The 17,359-nt window shown below is 56.5% G+C and carries 15 protein-coding genes; 8 read left to right on the top strand and 7 right to left on the bottom strand.

Annotated features, from left to right (window positions below):
- The 3 genes from pstB to AC6I8E_RS00095 all read left to right on the top strand — a co-directional run bounded on the left by pstB (window position 1) and on the right by AC6I8E_RS00095 (window position 2,872).
- Window positions 1-774 (top strand): phosphate ABC transporter ATP-binding protein PstB, encoded by a 774-nt coding sequence (gene pstB / locus AC6I8E_RS00085; RefSeq protein WP_033784348.1) that lies wholly within the window; start codon window positions 1-3, stop codon window positions 772-774.
- A 17-nt stretch (window positions 775-791) separates the two neighbouring features.
- On the top strand, window positions 792-1,526 hold the full coding sequence (gene phoU, locus AC6I8E_RS00090) for a phosphate signaling complex protein PhoU (protein ID WP_009088225.1): 735 nt from the start codon (window positions 792-794) through the stop codon (window positions 1,524-1,526).
- A 107-nt stretch (window positions 1,527-1,633) separates the two neighbouring features.
- Window positions 1,634-2,872 carry an MFS transporter gene (locus AC6I8E_RS00095; protein ID WP_013359569.1) on the top strand — a complete coding sequence of 413 codons (1,239 nt, stop codon included), beginning with the start codon at window positions 1,634-1,636 and terminating at the stop codon, window positions 2,870-2,872.
- 112 nt (window positions 2,873-2,984) lie between these two features.
- Here the strand turns inward: AC6I8E_RS00095 and xylB are convergent, their stop codons facing one another.
- Window positions 2,985-4,427, bottom strand: coding sequence for a xylulokinase (gene xylB / locus AC6I8E_RS00100; RefSeq protein WP_418162597.1), 1,443 nt, complete (start codon window positions 4,425-4,427; stop codon window positions 2,985-2,987).
- Window positions 4,428-4,444: 17 nt separating this feature from the next.
- Entirely contained in the window at window positions 4,445-5,767 is a 1,323-nt protein-coding gene (gene xylA / locus AC6I8E_RS00105; protein ID WP_095706451.1) for a xylose isomerase, read from the bottom strand.
- A gap of 344 nt (window positions 5,768-6,111) precedes the next feature.
- On the opposite strand from xylA, the gene xylF reads away from it, so the two are divergent.
- The 5 genes from xylF to AC6I8E_RS00130 all read left to right on the top strand — a co-directional run bounded on the left by xylF (window position 6,112) and on the right by AC6I8E_RS00130 (window position 13,060).
- Window positions 6,112-7,104 carry a D-xylose ABC transporter substrate-binding protein gene (gene xylF, locus AC6I8E_RS00110; protein ID WP_033734607.1) on the top strand — a complete coding sequence of 331 codons (993 nt, stop codon included), beginning with the start codon at window positions 6,112-6,114 and terminating at the stop codon, window positions 7,102-7,104.
- 28 nt (window positions 7,105-7,132) lie between these two features.
- A complete protein-coding gene (locus tag AC6I8E_RS00115; protein ID WP_147789688.1) occupies window positions 7,133-8,653 on the top strand; it encodes a xylose ABC transporter ATP-binding protein in 1,521 nt (506 codons plus the stop codon).
- Entirely contained in the window at window positions 8,646-9,830 is a 1,185-nt protein-coding gene (gene xylH, locus AC6I8E_RS00120) for a xylose ABC transporter permease XylH (RefSeq protein WP_497824304.1), read from the top strand. The genes AC6I8E_RS00115 and xylH overlap by 8 nt, the downstream gene beginning before the upstream one ends.
- Before the next feature lie 93 nt (window positions 9,831-9,923).
- Window positions 9,924-11,102 carry a D-xylose utilization transcriptional activator XylR gene (gene xylR, locus AC6I8E_RS00125; protein ID WP_061061193.1) on the top strand — a complete coding sequence of 393 codons (1,179 nt, stop codon included), beginning with the start codon at window positions 9,924-9,926 and terminating at the stop codon, window positions 11,100-11,102.
- 506 nt (window positions 11,103-11,608) lie between these two features.
- A complete protein-coding gene (locus AC6I8E_RS00130) occupies window positions 11,609-13,060 on the top strand; it encodes a sugar porter family MFS transporter (protein ID WP_013359576.1) in 1,452 nt (483 codons plus the stop codon).
- A gap of 27 nt (window positions 13,061-13,087) precedes the next feature.
- Here AC6I8E_RS00130 and AC6I8E_RS00135 read toward each other — a convergent pair whose 3' ends face one another.
- The 5 genes from AC6I8E_RS00135 to AC6I8E_RS00155 all read right to left on the bottom strand — a co-directional run bounded on the left by AC6I8E_RS00135 (window position 13,088) and on the right by AC6I8E_RS00155 (window position 17,189).
- Window positions 13,088-14,221 carry an ROK family transcriptional regulator gene (locus tag AC6I8E_RS00135; protein WP_013359577.1) on the bottom strand — a complete coding sequence of 378 codons (1,134 nt, stop codon included), beginning with the start codon at window positions 14,219-14,221 and terminating at the stop codon, window positions 13,088-13,090.
- Window positions 14,222-14,423: 202 nt separating this feature from the next.
- On the bottom strand, window positions 14,424-15,164 hold the full coding sequence (dnaC, locus tag AC6I8E_RS00140; RefSeq protein ID WP_033734618.1) for a replicative helicase loader DnaC: 741 nt from the start codon (window positions 15,162-15,164) through the stop codon (window positions 14,424-14,426).
- A complete protein-coding gene (gene dnaT / locus AC6I8E_RS00145; RefSeq protein WP_013359579.1) occupies window positions 15,164-15,700 on the bottom strand; it encodes a primosomal protein DnaT in 537 nt (178 codons plus the stop codon). Before dnaT ends, dnaC begins: the two co-directional genes overlap by 1 nt.
- A gap of 110 nt (window positions 15,701-15,810) precedes the next feature.
- Window positions 15,811-16,491 (bottom strand): hypothetical protein, encoded by a 681-nt coding sequence (locus AC6I8E_RS00150; protein WP_107319184.1) that lies wholly within the window; start codon window positions 16,489-16,491, stop codon window positions 15,811-15,813.
- Window positions 16,492-16,565: 74 nt separating this feature from the next.
- Window positions 16,566-17,189: an autotransporter gene (locus AC6I8E_RS00155; RefSeq protein ID WP_230299978.1), complete on the bottom strand. Its 624-nt coding sequence runs from the start codon at window positions 17,187-17,189 to the stop codon at window positions 16,566-16,568.
- Between the last annotated feature and the right edge of the window lie 170 nt (window positions 17,190-17,359).

Raw genomic sequence — 17,359 nt, forward strand, 5'->3', positions numbered from 1 at the left:
ATGAGTATCGCGACAGTAACAGCCGATAAAATTCAGGTCCGTAATCTGAACTTCTATTACGGCAAGTTTCATGCGCTGAAGAACATCAACCTGGATATCGCTAAGAATCAGGTCACCGCGTTTATCGGCCCATCGGGCTGTGGTAAGTCGACCCTGCTGCGCACCTTCAATAAAATGTACTCGCTCTATCCGGAGCAGCGGGCCGAAGGGGACATTCTGCTGGATGGCGAAAACATTCTGGCGACACAGCAGGATATTGCGCTGCTGCGCGCCCGCGTCGGCATGGTATTCCAGAAGCCGACGCCGTTCCCGATGTCGATCTATGACAACATCGCCTTTGGCGTCCGCCTGTTTGAAAAGCTGTCGCGTGCCGATATGGATGAGCGCGTACAGTGGGCGCTGACCAAAGCGGCGCTGTGGAATGAAACCAAAGACAAGCTGCATCAGAGCGGTTACAGTCTCTCCGGCGGCCAGCAGCAGCGGTTGTGCATTGCGCGTGGCATCGCGATTCGGCCGGAAGTCTTACTGCTGGATGAGCCCTGCTCCGCGCTGGATCCCATCTCCACTGGCCGCATTGAGGAGCTGATCACCGAGCTGAAGCAGGACTATACCGTGGTGATTGTGACGCACAATATGCAGCAGGCGGCACGCTGCTCTGACCATACTGCTTTCATGTATCTGGGCGAACTGATTGAGTTCAGCGATACCGACACGCTGTTCACCAAGCCCGCGCAGAAACAAACCGAAGACTACATTACTGGCCGCTACGGCTGATCTGACAGGAGATCGACATGGATAATCTGAATCTGAATAAGCACATCTCCGGTCAGTTCAATGCCGAACTGGAGCATATCCGAACTCAGGTAATGATCATGGGCGGCATGGTCGAGCAGCAGCTGACCGATGCGATTACCGCCATGCATAATCTGGATGGCGAGCTGGCGCAGCGGGTGATCGACGGCGACCAGAAGGTCAATATGATGGAAGTGGAGATTGATGAAGCCTGCGTGCGCATCATCGCCAAACGTCAGCCAACCGCGATCGATTTGCGGCTGGTGATGGCGATCATCAAAACCATTTCCGAGCTGGAGCGCATTGGTGACGTAGCGGAGAAAATCAGCCGCACGGCGCTGGAGAAGTTTGGTCAGCAGCATCTTCCCCTGCTGGTGAGCCTTGAGTCGCTGGGTCGTCACACCGTGCAGATGCTGCATGATGTGCTGGACGCTTTCGCGCGAATGGATCTCAATGAAGCGATCACTATCTACCGTGAAGACAAAAAGGTGGATAAAGAGTACGAAGGCATTGTGCGCCAGCTGATGACCTACATGATGGAAGATCCACGCACGATTCCCAGCGTGCTGACAGCTTTGTTCTGCGCCCGCGCGATTGAGCGCATCGGCGATCGCTGCCAGAACATCTGCGAAATTATCTTCTACTTCGTCAAAGGTCAGGATTTCCGTCACGTGGGTGGAGATCGGCTCGATGAATTACTGTCAGGTGACGATGGCAGCAACCGCCCTTCCTGATCCATCTTATCCCTGTGCCGGAGTGGCGCAGGGATAAGCCTTTTCAATTGGTCACATCCTGAACTCTCTTTATAATTGCGGCACTTTTCTTTCAGAGGTGCGCAACGATGTCCCCTTCTCCCCAATCTAAGCCGGGCGTAACGCCGGGCAAAGCGATGCTGGCTGCGGTCAGCGGTTATGCCATGGATGGATTTGACCTGCTGATACTCGGCTTTATGCTGCCGGCTATCAGTGTTTCGCTGGCGCTCAATCCATCACAGGCGGGATCGCTGGTGACATGGACGCTGATTGGCGCGGTTATCGGTGGCATCGTCTTCGGTCATCTCAGCGACCGTTATGGCCGTATCCGCATGCTGACCGTCACGATTCTGGTCTTCTCGATCTTTACCGGCCTGTGCGCGGTGGCGCAGGGCTACTGGGACCTGCTCGCCTGGCGAACGCTGGCAGGTGTGGGCCTGGGTGGCGAATTCGGTATCGGCATGGCGCTGATTGCCGAAGCCTGGCCTGCTGAAAAGCGTAACCGCGCCTCAGCGTGGGTCGGTATCGGCTGGCAGCTCGGCGTGCTGATGGCAGCCTTTATCACGCCGCCGCTGCTGAATATCATCGGCTGGCGCGGCATGTTCCTGGTCGGATTATTACCGGCGCTGGTCTCGTTTGCCATTCGTCGCGGCATGGGCGAACCGGAGGCGTTTCAGCGGCAGGTTAAACATGTGCCGTCGCTGTCATTTCCGGCGCGCCTGAAGCTGCTGGTGCGCGACCGCGCGACCGCCAAAGCCAGTCTCGGTATTTTTATCCTCTGTTCAGTCCAGAACTTTGGTTACTACGGGCTGATGATCTGGATGCCGAGCTACCTCTCTTCCAGCTTTGGCTTCAGCCTGACGAAATCCGGCCTCTGGACCGCGGTAACCGTGATCGGGATGACCTTCGGCATCTGGCTGTTTGGCGTGCTGGCCGACCGCTTTGCTCGCTGGAAAATCTTCCTGCTCTATCAGTTTGGTGCCGTCGTGATGGTGGTGGTTTATGCTCAGCTGCGCGACCCGAACATCATGCTGTTTACCGGTGCGATCATGGGAATGTTTGTTAACGGCATGATTGGCGGCTACGGCGCGCTGATTTCCGATACCTTCCCGCCACAGGTGCGTGCCACCGCGCAAAACGTCCTGTTCAACCTGGGTCGTGGCGTGGGCGGCTTCGGCCCGGTGGTGATTGGTCTGCTGGCGAGCCAGTTCTCGTTCACCGCGGCGATTACCCTGCTGGCGCTGATCTATCTGCTGGATATTGCGGCAACGCTGTTCCTGCTGCCGAAGAAACAGGGTCAGGAAGATACGCTGGGCGCGATTGGCTGATGCGAAGTGCGCGTTCGCCGGATGATTTTCTCCCGGCAACAACAGATCAGGGATGATGGTCATCCGCTAAGCAGGACGCCAGGCAAAACGGTTCAGATGCCTGGCGTCCTCTTTATTTCATCAGCGGCAGGAGCTGCTGATACAGGGTCGCAAACGTCTCACGACGCGGCTGATAGTACGCCCTCCTGGCCGGATCCGGCTGATGGCGCTGCACCAGCGCCGGCCGTGGAACGGTGACGTCGGCGTCAAGCGCCTGCTGCGCCAGCCTCGCTGCCCCCAGTGCCGGGCCAACGTCCCCGCCGTGGCAGTAATCCAGCGTCTGACCACTGATATCTGCCAGCATCTGACGCCACAGGGCACTGCGTGCGCCACCGCCGATCAGCATAATACTATTTGGCTGAACGCCACACTCATGCAGCACGTCCATGCCCTGCGCCAGGGCGAACCCTATGCCTTCCAGCACCGATCGTGCCAGCTCGGGACGACCATGCTGGTGGGTGAAGCCAAAGAAAGCGCCCCGGGCACTGGGGTTGTTATGCGGCGTGCGTTCTCCGGAAAGATAGGGCAGAAACCATAGTCCTGGCACGTCATCGCGCGCGCGCGCCGCTTGAGCCAGCAGTTCTGGAACATCTTTGCATCCGGTCAGCGTGGCTGCCCAGTCGAGACAGGAAGCCGCACTAAGCATCACCGACATCAGATGCCAGCGCTGCGGTAACGCATGACAGAAGCTGTGAACCGCACGTTCCGGATTGCTGAGATAGCCGTCGCTCACCACGAAGTAGACGCCCGACGTCCCCAGCGACAGCATCCCCTGGCCCGGTTCGGTCATACCGACGCCAACAGCGCCCGCGGCATTGTCACCACCGCCAGCGGCCACCGGCACCGCGTTCATCTTCCAGCGTGCGGCCAGTTCAGCCTGTAAAGTGCCGGTCAGGGCATTGCCTTCACAGAGTTGCGGCATCTGATCGCGGCTGAGATCGCAGGCGTGCAGCATCACATCGCTCCAGTCACGCTGCGCCACATCCAGCCACATCGTGCCTGCGGCATCGGACATATCGGTGGCGAAGTTGTCACTCAACCGCCAGCGCAGATAATCCTTGGGCAACAGCACATGAGCAATCTGACTGAAGATGGCTGGTTCATGCTGCTGCACCCACAGCAGCTTGGGGGCCGTAAAACCGGGCATCATCAGGTTGCCAGTTATCAAACGCGAATCCGGCACCTTCTGCTCCAGCTCACGGCACTGCGCCTCGCTGCGCCCGTCATTCCAGAGCATGGCCGGACGTAATACCTGGTTAGCGCTGTCGAGCAGCGTGGCACCATGCATCTGTCCGCTCAGCCCGATGGCCTGCACCGCGCGCAGGTCCTGCTGCGCGCTCAGCGCCTGCATGGCTGAATCCAGCGCCTGCCACCAGCTTTCAGGATCCTGCTCGCTCCACAAGGGCTGCGGACGCGAAACCTGCAGCGGCGACGTCTCTGTCGCCACCACGTTGCCCTGTGCATCCATCAGCACCACTTTGACGCCAGAGGTGCCTAAATCGATCCCGATAAACATGCGCTGCTCCTGAAGGGTCAGAAATCAAACAGGTAGTGATTCACCAGATTTTCCAGCTGCTCCTGACGTCCGCTCTGATGCTGCGGATTGAACTGCTGTTGCTGAGCATGCGCCGCCAGCGCCTCCAGTGAAAACTCACCTTTCAGAATTTGCTGGCCGAACTCACCATTCCAGCCACTGTAGCGCTGCGCCACACGCTTATCGAGTTCACCGTCGCTAATCATGCGGGCCGCCACTTTCAGCGCCAGCGCCATGGTGTCCATCGCGCCGATATGGCCGTAGAAGAGATCATATTTATCGGTGCTCTGACGACGCACTTTGGCATCAAAGTTTAAGCCGCCAGTGGTAAAGCCGCCCGCCTTAAGGATTTCGTACATCACCAGCGCGTTTTCTTCCACGCTGACCGGGAACTGATCGGTATCCCAGCCGCACTGCGGATCGCCACGGTTGGCGTCCACGGAACCAAAAATGCCCAGCGCAATGGCGGTCGCAATTTCATGATGGAACGAGTGGCCAGCCAGCGTGGCGTGGTTCGCCTCAACGTTAACCTTGATCTCTTTCTCCAGTCCGAACTGTTTCAGGAAGCCATAAACTGTCGCGACATCGTAGTCATATTGATGTTTGGTCGGCTCCTGCGGTTTGGGTTCGATCAGCAGCGTTCCCTGGAAGCCAATTTTGTGTTTGTGCTCGACCACCATCTGCATAAAGCGGCCAATCTGCTCACGCTCCTGGCGCAGATCGGTATTCAGCAGAGTTTCATAACCTTCGCGCCCGCCCCACAACACATAGTTTTCACCGCCCAGGGTTTTGGTCGCCTGCATGGCGCTGCAGACCTGCGTCGCGGCCCAGGCAAAGACCTCCGGATCGGGATTAGTGGCAGCGCCCGCACCGTAGCGCGGATGGGTAAAGCAGTTAGCCGTGCCCCATAACAGTTTCACGCCGGTTTCCTGCTGTTTCTCCAGCAGTTTATCGGTCATGGCGGCAAAGTTTTCTTTGTAGTTGTGCAGCGAATCACCTTCCGGTGAGACGTCCACATCATGGAAGCAGTACCACGGCACATTCAGCTTATGGAAAAACTCAAAGGCGACATCCGCTTTCAGTTTTGCCTGCTGCAGCGCATCCCCGTTTTTCTGCCACGGACGATCAAAGGCACCGACGCCAAACATATCCGCGCCATTCCAGCAGAAGGTGTGCCAGTAACAGGCAGCAAAGCGCAGATGCTCCGCCATGGTCTTGCCGAGGATGACCTCATCGGGATTGTAGTGGCGGAAAGCGAGAGGATGCGTCGACTGGGTGCCTTCATAACGAACCCGATCGATCTGATCGAAATAAGCGTGCATGGTTTGCTCCTTAGCATCAGTACCCGGATGGTCTGCGTTGAAGCAATATTCAATATGGGCTGTAACCTCAGCTCAATTACGATATTTCATTACGGGTGTCAGATAATTATTATTTGTGCGCTGGCTCGCAAAATAATGTTATTTGCGTGGCGGTTTATCCTTGTCACTCTTTTGTCCTAAAAAGATGAAACCTCGATCGCGCTCATAAAAAAAGAAATAAACCAAAAAACGTAATAGCCGGATAAAAATCAGTAATTGCTGCGACAGGAAAAGAAGGGCAACAATTCATCCGCCTGGTTTATCGGCCTGCGATAACAATAGCCTCCACCTACAGGATGATCACAATGAAGATGAAACATGCACTGTTAGCCGCCTGCGCGGCGCTGGCGCTCTTCAGCCAGACCAGCGTGGCAAAAGAAGTGAAGATCGGCATGGCAATTGACGATTTGCGCCTTGAGCGCTGGCAGAAAGACCGCGATATTTTCGTTAAACAGGCGGAGACGCTGGGCGCTAAGGTGTTTGTTCAGTCGGCCAACGGCAACGAAGAAACACAGATGTCGCAGATTGAAAATATGATCAACCGCGGTGTCGATGTGCTGGTGATTATTCCCTACAACGGTCAGGTCTTGAGTAACGTTGTCGCTGAAGCGAAACGGGAAGGCATTAAAGTGCTGGCCTATGACCGAATGATAAATAACGCCGATATCGATTTTTATATTTCGTTCGATAATGAAAAAGTGGGCGAACTTCAGGCCGAAAGCATTGTGAAACAGGTGCCTAAGGGCAACTATTTTTTAATGGGCGGATCGCCGGTAGATAATAACGCCCGCCTGTTCCGTGCCGGGCAGATGAAAGTGTTAAAACCTTATATCGACAACGGCAGTATTAAAATTGTCGGCGATCAGTGGGTCGATGCCTGGCTGCCGGAAAACGCCCTGAAAATTATGGAAAACGCCCTGACTGCTAACAGTAACCACATCGATGCGGTCGTGGCCTCAAACGATGCCACCGCAGGCGGTGCGATTCAGGCGCTGAGTGCACAGGGACTGGCCGGAAAAGTGGCGATTTCGGGTCAGGATGCCGATCTGGCCGCGATTAAGCGCATCAAAGCGGGCACCCAGACCATGACGGTTTATAAACCGATCACCGAACTGGCCACCGAAGCGGCGAAAATTGCCGTCGAACTGGGTGATGGCAAAACACCAGCCAGCAACAGCAAGCTGAACAATGGCCTGAAAGATGTGCCGTCGCGACTGCTGAAGCCGATTCCGGTCAACAAAGACAATATAGAAAGCACCGTGGTGAAAGACGGTTTCCATAAACAGAGCGAACTCTGACCGCGCATAGCGTGAGGGAGAACAGTCGATGCTGCTGGAAATGAAAAACATCACCAAGCGTTTCGGTGCCGTGAAGGCGGTTAATGATGTCAGTCTGCAACTGGAGGCGGGCGAAGTGATGTCGCTGTGCGGTGAGAATGGATCGGGTAAATCGACGCTGATGAAAATCCTGTGCGGCCTCTATCCGCACGGCGATTTTGAAGGGCAGATTCACTTCTCTGGCGACGAGATTCAGGCGCAGACTATTCGCGACACCGAACGTAAAGGCATTGTGATTATTCATCAGGAGCTGGCGCTGGTGCGGCAACTCACCGTGATGGAGAACATCTTCCTGGGTGCCGAACTGAGCCGTTTCGGCATGGTGGATGATGAAACCATGACCCTGCGCTGCCAGCAGCTGCTGGCGCGGGTCGGGCTGAACGTCTCTACCGCGACCCGGGTCGGTGAGTTAGGCCTGGGCCAGCAGCAGCTGGTGGAGATCGCCCGTGCCCTCAACAAACAGGTCCGGCTACTGATTCTGGATGAGCCGACCTCATCGCTGACGGAGCAGGAGACGGATGTGCTGCTGGGTATCATCCGTAATCTGCGCGAACACGGCATCGCCTGCATCTACATCTCACACAAGCTGAATGAGGTGAAGGCGATCTCCGACACCATCTGCGTGATCCGTGATGGCCAGCATATCGCCACCCGTCCGGCGGCGGGCCTGAGCGAAGATGACATCATCACCATGATGGTCGGACGCGAGCTGACCGCGCTCTATCCCCACGCGCCCCATCAGATTGGCGATGTGATACTGAAAGTCGATAACCTTACCGCCTGGCATCCGGTTAACCGCCACATCCGCCGCGTTAACAATGTTTCGTTCACGCTCAGACGCGGTGAGATTCTGGGTATCGCCGGGCTGGTGGGCGCGGGCAGGACTGAAACAGTGCAGTGTCTGTTTGGCATCTGGCCGGGGCGCTGGCAGGGTGATATCTGGATCAATGGCCAGCAGGTCAGCATCACCGACTGCCGCGCTGCGATTGCGCACGGCATCGCGATGGTGCCCGAAGATCGCAAAAAGGATGGCATCGTGCCGCTGATGGCGGTGGGTAAAAATATTACCCTGGCGGCGCTGGACCAGTTCAGTCACCGCCTCTCTACCCTGGATGAAGCGCAGGAGCAGCAGGCGATCAACGACGCGATCAGCCGGCTGCGGGTAAAAACCTCCTCATCGGAACTGCCCATTGGCCGCCTGAGCGGCGGCAATCAGCAGAAAGCGATTCTGGCGAAGTGCCTGCTGCTTAATCCCAAAATCCTGATCCTGGATGAACCGACGCGCGGCATCGATGTGGGCGCCCGTCAGGAGATCTACCTGCTGATCAATGCGCTGGTGCAGCAGGGTATCGCGGTGATTGTGATTTCATCTGAGCTGCCGGAGGTGCTGGGCCTGAGCGATCGGGTGCTGGTGATGCATGAAGGGCAGATCAAAGCCGATCTGATTAACGATAACCTGACTCAGGAGCAGGTGATGGAAGCTGCCCTGCGGAGTGAACATTATGCTTAAAAGTGAAAGTACCCAAAGCCGCCTCACCGGCACGTCGGGCAAACCGTCACCGGGCAGGTTCACGCTGCCTAATCTGCAGGTGCTGGTGATGCTGGGCGCGATTGTGCTGATTGCGTTGTTCTTTACCTGGACCACCGACGGCGCGTGGCTCAGTGCGCGTAATGTCTCCAACCTGCTGCGTCAGACCGCCATCACCGGTATCCTGGCGGTGGGCATGGTATTCGTGATTATCTCGGCGGAGATCGACCTGTCAGTCGGCTCCATGATGGGGCTGCTGGGCGGGGCGGCGGCGATATTCGACGTCTGGCTCGGCTGGCCACTGCCGCTGACCATCGTGGTGACACTGGTGATGGGGCTGTTGCTCGGTACCTGGAATGGCTGGTGGGTGGCCTACCGTAAAGTGCCGTCGTTTATCGTCACGCTGGCAGGGATGCTGGCGTTCCGCGGCATTCTGGTCGGAATTACTGACGGCACTACGGTTGCGCCCATCACGCCGGGCATGTCGCAGATTGGACAGAGTTATCTGCCGGGTGGCGTTGGTTTCGGCTTTGGCGTGGCCGGTCTGGCGTTGTTTATGCTGTGGCAGTGGCGTCTGCGTCTGCGTCGTCAGCAGCTCGGACTGCCGCAGGGCGCAGCCAGCAGCACCGTGGGGCGTCAGGCGATTACCGCCATCATAGTGCTCGGTGCCATCTGGTTACTCAACGACTATCGCGGCGTGCCGACGCCGGTTTTAATGCTGGCTGTGCTGCTGCTGGCAGGCATGTTTATGGCCACCCGCACTGCATTTGGCCGTCGTATCTATGCCATCGGCGGCAACATTGATGCTGCCCGGCTGTCTGGCATTAACGTGGCGCGCACCAAACTGGCGGTGTTCGCCATCAACGGTGTGATGGTGGCGATTGCCGGGCTGATTCTGAGTTCAAGGCTGGGCGCAGGTTCGCCATCGGCGGGTAACATCGCAGAACTCGACGCGATTGCTGCCTGCGTCATCGGCGGCACCAGCCTGGCGGGCGGTGTGGGGTCGGTGGCGGGCGCGGTAATGGGGGCCTTTATCATGGCCTCGCTGGATAACGGCATGAGCATGATGGATGTGCCGACTTTCTGGCAGTACATCGTCAAAGGCGCGATTCTGCTGCTGGCGGTGTGGATGGATACCGCAACGCGGCGTCGGGTGTAATCGCGCGGGCGATCACATTGTGGCGCAAACAATTTTTTTGCCCCTTTCAGCCGTGTTATGCAATGCGCTGAGGATTTAAGGGAACGCGCCACCATGCATGATAAACGCTATCGCATTACGCTGCTGTTTAACGCCAATAAAGTGTATGACCGCCAGGTTGTTGAGGGCGTCGGAGAGTATCTGCAGGCGTCGCAGACTGACTGGGATATCTTCATCGAGGAAGATTTCCACTGTCGCATCGACAACATCCGCGAGTGGCTGGGCGATGGGGTGATCGCCGATTACGACGATCGCTCCATCGAAACCCTGCTGTCAAATGTCTCTGTGCCGATTGTCGGCGTTGGCGGCTCTTACCATCGTCAGGAAGATTATCCCCCGGTGCATTACATCGCTACGGACAATGCCGCGCTGGTGGAGAAAGCCTTTCTGCATCTGAAAGAGAAGGGCATTAACCGTTTTGCCTTTTATGGTTTACCGGCCTCCAGCGGCAAGCGCTGGGCACAGGAGCGGGAACAGGCGTTCCGCCAGCTGGTGGGGCGTGAGCGCTATCAGGGCGTGGTTTATCAGGGCATGGAAACCGCACCGGAAAACTGGCAGCACGCCCAGAACCGGCTCGCCGACTGGCTGCAGACGCTGCCGCCGCAAACCGGCATTATCGCCGTCACCGACTCACGGGCACGGCACCTGCTGCAGGCGTGCGAACATCTGAAAATACCGGTGCCGGAGAAGCTTACGGTGATCGGGATTGATAATGAGGAGCTGACCCGCTATCTGTCACGCGTGGCGCTCTCGTCCGTAGCACAGGGCTCGCGACAGATGGGCTATCAGGCGGCCAAACTGCTGCATCGGCTGCTGGATAAGCAGCCTCTGCCGCTTCAGCGCATTCTGGTGCCGCCGGTGAAAGTGATCGCCCGACGCTCTACCGATTTCCGCTCGCTGCGCGATCCGGCGGTGATTCAGGCGATGCACTACATCCGCTTCAACGCCTGTAAAGGGATTAAAGTGGAGCAGGTGCTGGATGCGGTAGGACTGTCGCGCTCTAACCTGGAAAAGCGCTTCCGGGATGAGACCGGCGACACTATCCATGCGATGATCCACCGCGAAAAGCTGGAAAAAGCCCGCGAACTGCTGGCTTCCTCGTCGCTCAACATCAACGAAATCTCACAGATGTGCGGCTACCCTTCGCTGCAATACTTTTACTCAGTTTTTCGCAAAAGCTACGACACCACGCCGAAAGAGTATCGCCAGCATTTTGGCGAAAACCTGCTTTAACGACAGACTGGCGTAAAGAACGCCCGTGTTTTCATATAATGACCAGGATGAAAATTATATTTCATCCTGATGCCTCGCTGTCAGTCCAGGGGCTATTTTCGCAGGCTTAATCTGCCAGCCGGAACGGCCCGGCTTCATTGAATTTAAAGCTTAAAAATCAGCACTTAAGGATGAATGCTGGCGTAGTGTTTTATCAGCCCCAGACAGGCCACTTCAGACGATATTTCGTCTGTCATCAGATGTTTACCCTGGATGGGAAAACATCACTGCCCGGATTTCTCTATTATATCAATGATTTATATGAGCTTTATTAAGGGTTATCACTCAACAAGTTTATAATTTTTTCCAACCCGCCTCACACTTCCGAAAGAATTAATCCAAATTTCTCCATTTAGAAAATATATTTCACGGGTATCTGATCGCTGCAATTCCTGAACCCCTGACAATCACGCCTCCTCTTTCTGAACCGATACGGTTCAGGCAGTAGAGAAAAGGAGCCTGTAAAAATGGAAACCCGGCAAAAACGTTACAACATGAAATATGTCATGCTCTGTTGCACCGTCGCCGCTTTTGGTGGCCTGCTGATGGGCTATGACTCGTCAATTATCTCTGGCGCTATCGAGCCGCTTAGTGACTATTTCCAGCTGACCCCGGCAGAAACCGGCTGGGCAGTGTCTAACATCCTGCTTGGCAGTCTGGTGGGCTGCTTTATTGCGCCAAAGCTGAGCGATAAATTTGGCCGCAAAAAGTCGCTCGCTATCACGGCGCTACTGTTTACTGCCTCGGTGGTGGGGACTGCCATCGCCCATAACTTCTTCACCTTTGTCGCCTTTCGTATTCTTGGCGGATTAGCCATCGGGCTGGCCTCGGTGATTTCGCCAATCTATCTGGCGGAGCTTTCACCGTCGAAGTATCGTGGCCGCACCAGCGCGCTCTATGCGGTCTGCTGTGTCGGTGGGCAATCGGTGGTACTGCTCACCAACTACTTCATTAATAAATCGATGCTGCCGGAGGTGATGGTCGATACAGGCTGGCGCTATATCCTGGCAACCGCGCTGGTGCCCTGTGCGCTGTTTATCTTTTTCATTGCTTTTATACCGGAATCACCGCGCTGGAACGTTCTGAAAGGCAAAGACAAAGAGGCGCTGGATACGCTGAGCAAAATCTCTGACCCGGTCCATGCCCGCACCGTTTTCAATGAAATTAAACACTCATTCTCTGATGAGGCGGCGACCCGCCATAAATCCCGATTCCGCCTGAACAAAACCACGGTGCCGTTGCTCATCATTGGTATTGGCCTGGCTGTCGGCAACCAGATTAGCGGCATCAATGTGATTCAGTATTTCGGACCAACGTTGCTGAAAAATGTGTCCGGCAGCACGGATTCGGCGCTGCTCCAGACCTTCTGGCTGTCTGTATGTCAGTTTGTGGGAGTGCTGATGGGTATGGCGCTGATTGATAAAGTCGGACGTCGTAAGCTGTTACTGCTGGGGGCGATTACCTCTGCCGTTTTCCTTGCCTACACCTTTATCGCTTTCTATTACCGTTTGCCCGGCTTGCTGGCGGTGGTGGGACTGTTTGCCTATATGGTTTTCTTTGGCATGACCTGGGGACAGATTGTCTGGACCGTACTGGGCGAGCTGTTTCCGACAGAAATCCGCTCAATCTGTGTCGGCATCTCCATTTGCGCCATGTCGATGGCCAATTTTGTCATCAGCACCACATTCCCGATTCTGAACAGTAGTGCTTTTCTGCTTGAGATTTTCCACGGTGGCTTCCCGCTGTTACTGTTTGCGCTTTTTTCACTGGCTATGTATTTCTTCACTTTCCGCTATCTGCCGGAAACGGCTGGGATGCCGCTGGAAAAAATTCACGCGCGCGTGCTGGAGAAGTTTAATATTGACCCGCGTGAGGCGGGCGAACGGACAGATGCTCCGGTCAGCGAGACACGATCGTAAAAAAGAGGGCAGTCTGTGGGGGCACGCTCACCCCACACGCTGCTCACTCTGTTCCAGCACCGCCAGTGCCAGCCCGTTTGCCGGGTCAATCCGGTTTTCCGGGAAGTGCAACTGAGTGTGCGCGGCGGTAAAGGCCAGCGCGTTGCCGTGTGCGGTATCGCGCACCGCCTTGCAGAAGCGCTCACTGGCGTTCCACGGACAATCAATGATGATGGTAGCGGGATTGAGCAGCAGCATAATCTGACTCAGCGCCGCACCCAGATAGCCACCCGCCTGCGCCATCACCTCATCCACCACGCGCGGGGCGCTGTCACGGTTCTGCCAGCTCAGGCCAGGCTGACGCTGCGCCAGCTGCTGATTCACTGCAGGCTTGCTGACCAGCGCTTCCAGACACCCCCGGCGGCCGCAGCTGCAACGTGGCCCTTCAGGCTGGACAACCAGATGTCCTGCTTCGCCCGCCGTCCAGCTATGCCCGGTAAATACCTGACCCTGCTGTACCAGTGCGCCACCAATCCCCTCGGAAATACGCAGATAAAAATGACCGCTCTCCGGCGATAATCCACTTTGCTCGACAGCCAGTAGCGCAGCGGCTTTGACATTATTCATAATGCGGATAGGCAGACGCACGTGCTTGCGCAGCGTGGTCAGCAGGTCAACATCCTGCCATTCCAGCGGCAATGAGATATGCATCCAGCCGCGCCGGGGATCGACGATGCCGGGGAAGCCGAGGCCAATACCGAGCAAGTCGGGATAGCGTTCTGTCAGTTCCCGGCACAGCATAGCCAGTTCAGCCAGCAGGCGGGTCGGGTGACTGGTATCGGTGCGCAGCGTCGCTTCAGCCAGCACCTGTGAAAAGTAGTCGCAGACACGCCAGTGGATCACGTTGCGTTCTACCATGACGCCTGCGCTCTTAAGCTTTTCCGGTCTCAGGGTGATACCGATTTTAGGCCGTCCGGCAGCCGCGACGCTGACCGGCCCCAGTTCCTCTATCAGACCCTGCTCCAGCAGGTCATCAATGATTAATGAGACCGTGTTTTTGCTGAGGGTCAGCGCCTCCGCCAGATCCTGACGCGACGTCACGCGCAGCTTACGCAGCTGAGCCATCACCCGTTTCTGGTTATTCAGTCGCAGTAGTGCGGGGCCTTTGCCGTTCGTTTTCATCACGGATTCACCCAACAAAGGAGTAAGAATTGAGTGTATCAGCCCTGGCGCATTCTTCGCCCTACACTTTGTGGGCTGTTTCACACAACCCGAACGCCTGTGTCTGAGATCGTGACGGCGATCAGATCGCCAGCTTAAGCCTGGCTTTTCTGCTGTACCGGCGGCCTCATTAGCGCAATGACCCGGCGTAGCCGGGTCATTGTTAATACTCGTCGCCGCGCACCCGACTGCGATAACTCTCCCAGTCGAAACGTACCCACAGGCTGTTGCCCAGCCGCATACGGTCCATGACGCGCTCGCCCAGCAGCGCATTCATGCCCGCATGATCGAGGTTGGATAACATGCCGGTCGGGCGTTTCGATGAAGAGCGGCGATCGACAATCTGATTGATAATCACTTTTTCGTAGCGTGACTCACTCTGCATACCGATCTCATCAATCACCAGCAGATCGACACTGCTGAGATCCTGAATCAGTCGCTCTTCGGTAATGCCGCTGCTGCCGCTGAAGGTCCCCTTCATGCTCGACATCAGATCGGCGACCGTCACGATCAGCACGCTTTTACCGCGCAGGATCAGGTCATTGCCAATCGCCGCGGCCAGATGGTTTTTACCGGTGCCAGGACGCCCGGAAAAGACAAAGCTGGCGATGCTGCCATCAAACTCAGCGGCGTACTGACGCGCCAGCTCCAGCGCTTTGCGCTGTCCCTCGTTCTCTACCCGGTAATTATCAAATGAGCAGTTCATGTGCAGCTCGCGAATACCGGAACGGCCCATCACGCGCTGCATTTTCATTGCGCGATTCTCACGCACAATCGCCTCCGATCGCAGACGACCCTGTTCCTGATTCCACGCCAGCAGCTCTTCACCATTGGCAAATTTGGGACGGGTGCCCGCAGGCATCATTCTTTTCAGACGGTTAAAGAGATCATCTGGCGTTTTCATCATTCACCTCGGAAACCATCGGGAATGGTACGGTCAGGATCAGGCAACTGCGTGATATCACGCTTCGGCTGCCCGCCATTTGCTGCGCGGTTCATCTGAATGCTGCGCGCCAGCTTCTGTTGCCACTGCACATGATGGAACATCCGGCTTTCCGCCTGCCAGTAGGCCACAAAGGCCGCCAGCTCGCCGGGCGTCACCGGTTCACTCAGCGCCACGCCCCAGATGGCGGCCTGACGCGTAAAGTCGGCATCCGGCTGCCAGCCCGGATACATGGCGAACTTGCCTGCCGGCGTATGAATCGCGGCGGGCGCATCGTCATAGAGGCTGTCATCCAGCACCACATCATTTGGCTGCCGGGCGGCGGCTTCCAGCGCCAGCAGCTCAGCCAGACGCGCCGGTGTGATGGCATACATCACCGGCGCATAGTTGTCTAATACCGCCAGCGTGCCCTTTTCCGCCTGCTGCAGGGCAGTCAGCGGATCCTGTCGGAAGGCATCCAGGCCAATGAGCGTTGAAGTTAAGATTTTAGCTGACATGAAAAGACCTGAGGTTAACGAACACCTTGCGCCGGGAACCTGTCGCCGACACAGAAGTGTTTATTGTACCTGTTTTGAGGGTGCGGATCGCTTAAAAAGCAACACCGCAGTCAGTGCGACGTGGCCGGAGAAGAGGCGTGGCGGGCCGATGCAGATTCAGTGGCGCACACGCTGATGGCAGCGGCGGCCGGGCGGGTCTGCCATAAATAGCGAACCGAGGCGAGCCAGCAGAGGCTGTATCCCAGAAGCTCGGTGCCCTCTTCGGCCATGTTTTTCACCACGCGGTTGTAATCACCGAGCATCAGATGCTGCCAGAGCACATGAACACCAAACAGACGGGAAAAAACCAGCACCACTAAAAAGCCGGACGCCATCACCGGCCAGCTGCGGTGCTGAACAAGGTTTGCCAGCGCATGGACTGTGTTCTTCGGCGTGCGCAGTGCACCGGCCAGCGAACCCGCCGTGACCGCCAGGGCAAACCAGACCCAACTGCCGTGCTGAATGACATCAAACACGAAGTCGAGCTCGCGGATCAGCATGCAGCTGTAAAAGCCGGCGACCAGGGTCAGCGCTCCACGCTGGGCGGGACGGCGGCGGGCCGCAATGAAAAACAGCGCGGCGATCATCGCCAGCATGATTTCCTGGGTAGTTTCAGTAAAAGAGGTTTCGTGCAGTGCGTCGTTCATCCAGGCCACATCAATGTAGACGGGGACGATAGTCAGGGCGAGAACCAGGGCGGCCATCAGGAAGACCGCGATTTCACGGCCAATAATTGTCAAATCGTTGCGCATTTTGTTACCAGTATAATGATTAGCGGACTCATTATATTTTAAACGCCCGATTCCCTTTCTCTTTTCATGCCCCGCTAGAAGCTGGCGCTGAAGCCAAAGCTATAAAGTTGCTGCTCGTCGTTATTCAGCGCTTCGCTTTGTGAAAATGACGCGAAAGCCGCCAGATTATCGTTCAGTGGCATTTGTGCGCCGATGCTTAAATCGATACCGTCGGACTGGTCCGAGCCATTCGTTGCCTCGCGCCGTGGGCTTTGCGGCGCATCTGCCATCAGATAGTGGTAACTCAGCTGCGCCCAGGGCGATATCCATCCCTGCTGCGAATCAATGCGCCAGCCAACGCTGGCGCTTTGTTCACGGCTCTGCTGATCGCTGTAGTCGCATTGCAGACAGTTCATCTGCTGGGGATCGACCGCATACTGCGCCACGGGTCCGGTGGTCAATGACGGCGCAATGGGCATATCAACGCCCGCCCGATAGCGTTTACCCAGCGGCGTGGTGCCTACGCTACCGGTTTCACTGTGCAGGGCGATGGGGGAAGCAGTGGGAGAATTAATTGCAGCTTCAAACAGGGCGCGGCTCTCATCGCTGAACGCAAGTGGCGTCAGGGCGATCTTCTCCGCCAGAATTGTGTCGTAGTCGGGCAGAAAGTCAGGATGCTGAGGCGCAGAGATACCACCGCGGGCAAAAGTCGGTTGCATGAACATTAACAGCCCTACAGCACAGCAGGTCCGCAGACCTTTCCAACCGCTTCTCGGCAACATCGCTTCTCCGGGCAAGGCTGAAGTTATGGCGTCTTAATGAATTTTTCGGCCCGTCTCTGTTATTTAACCGGTGATCGTTTAACTATCAACCGATTAATTCTAAGATC

It is taken from the genome of Pantoea sp. X-Soil-YNGN-785 (assembly GCF_059730585.1).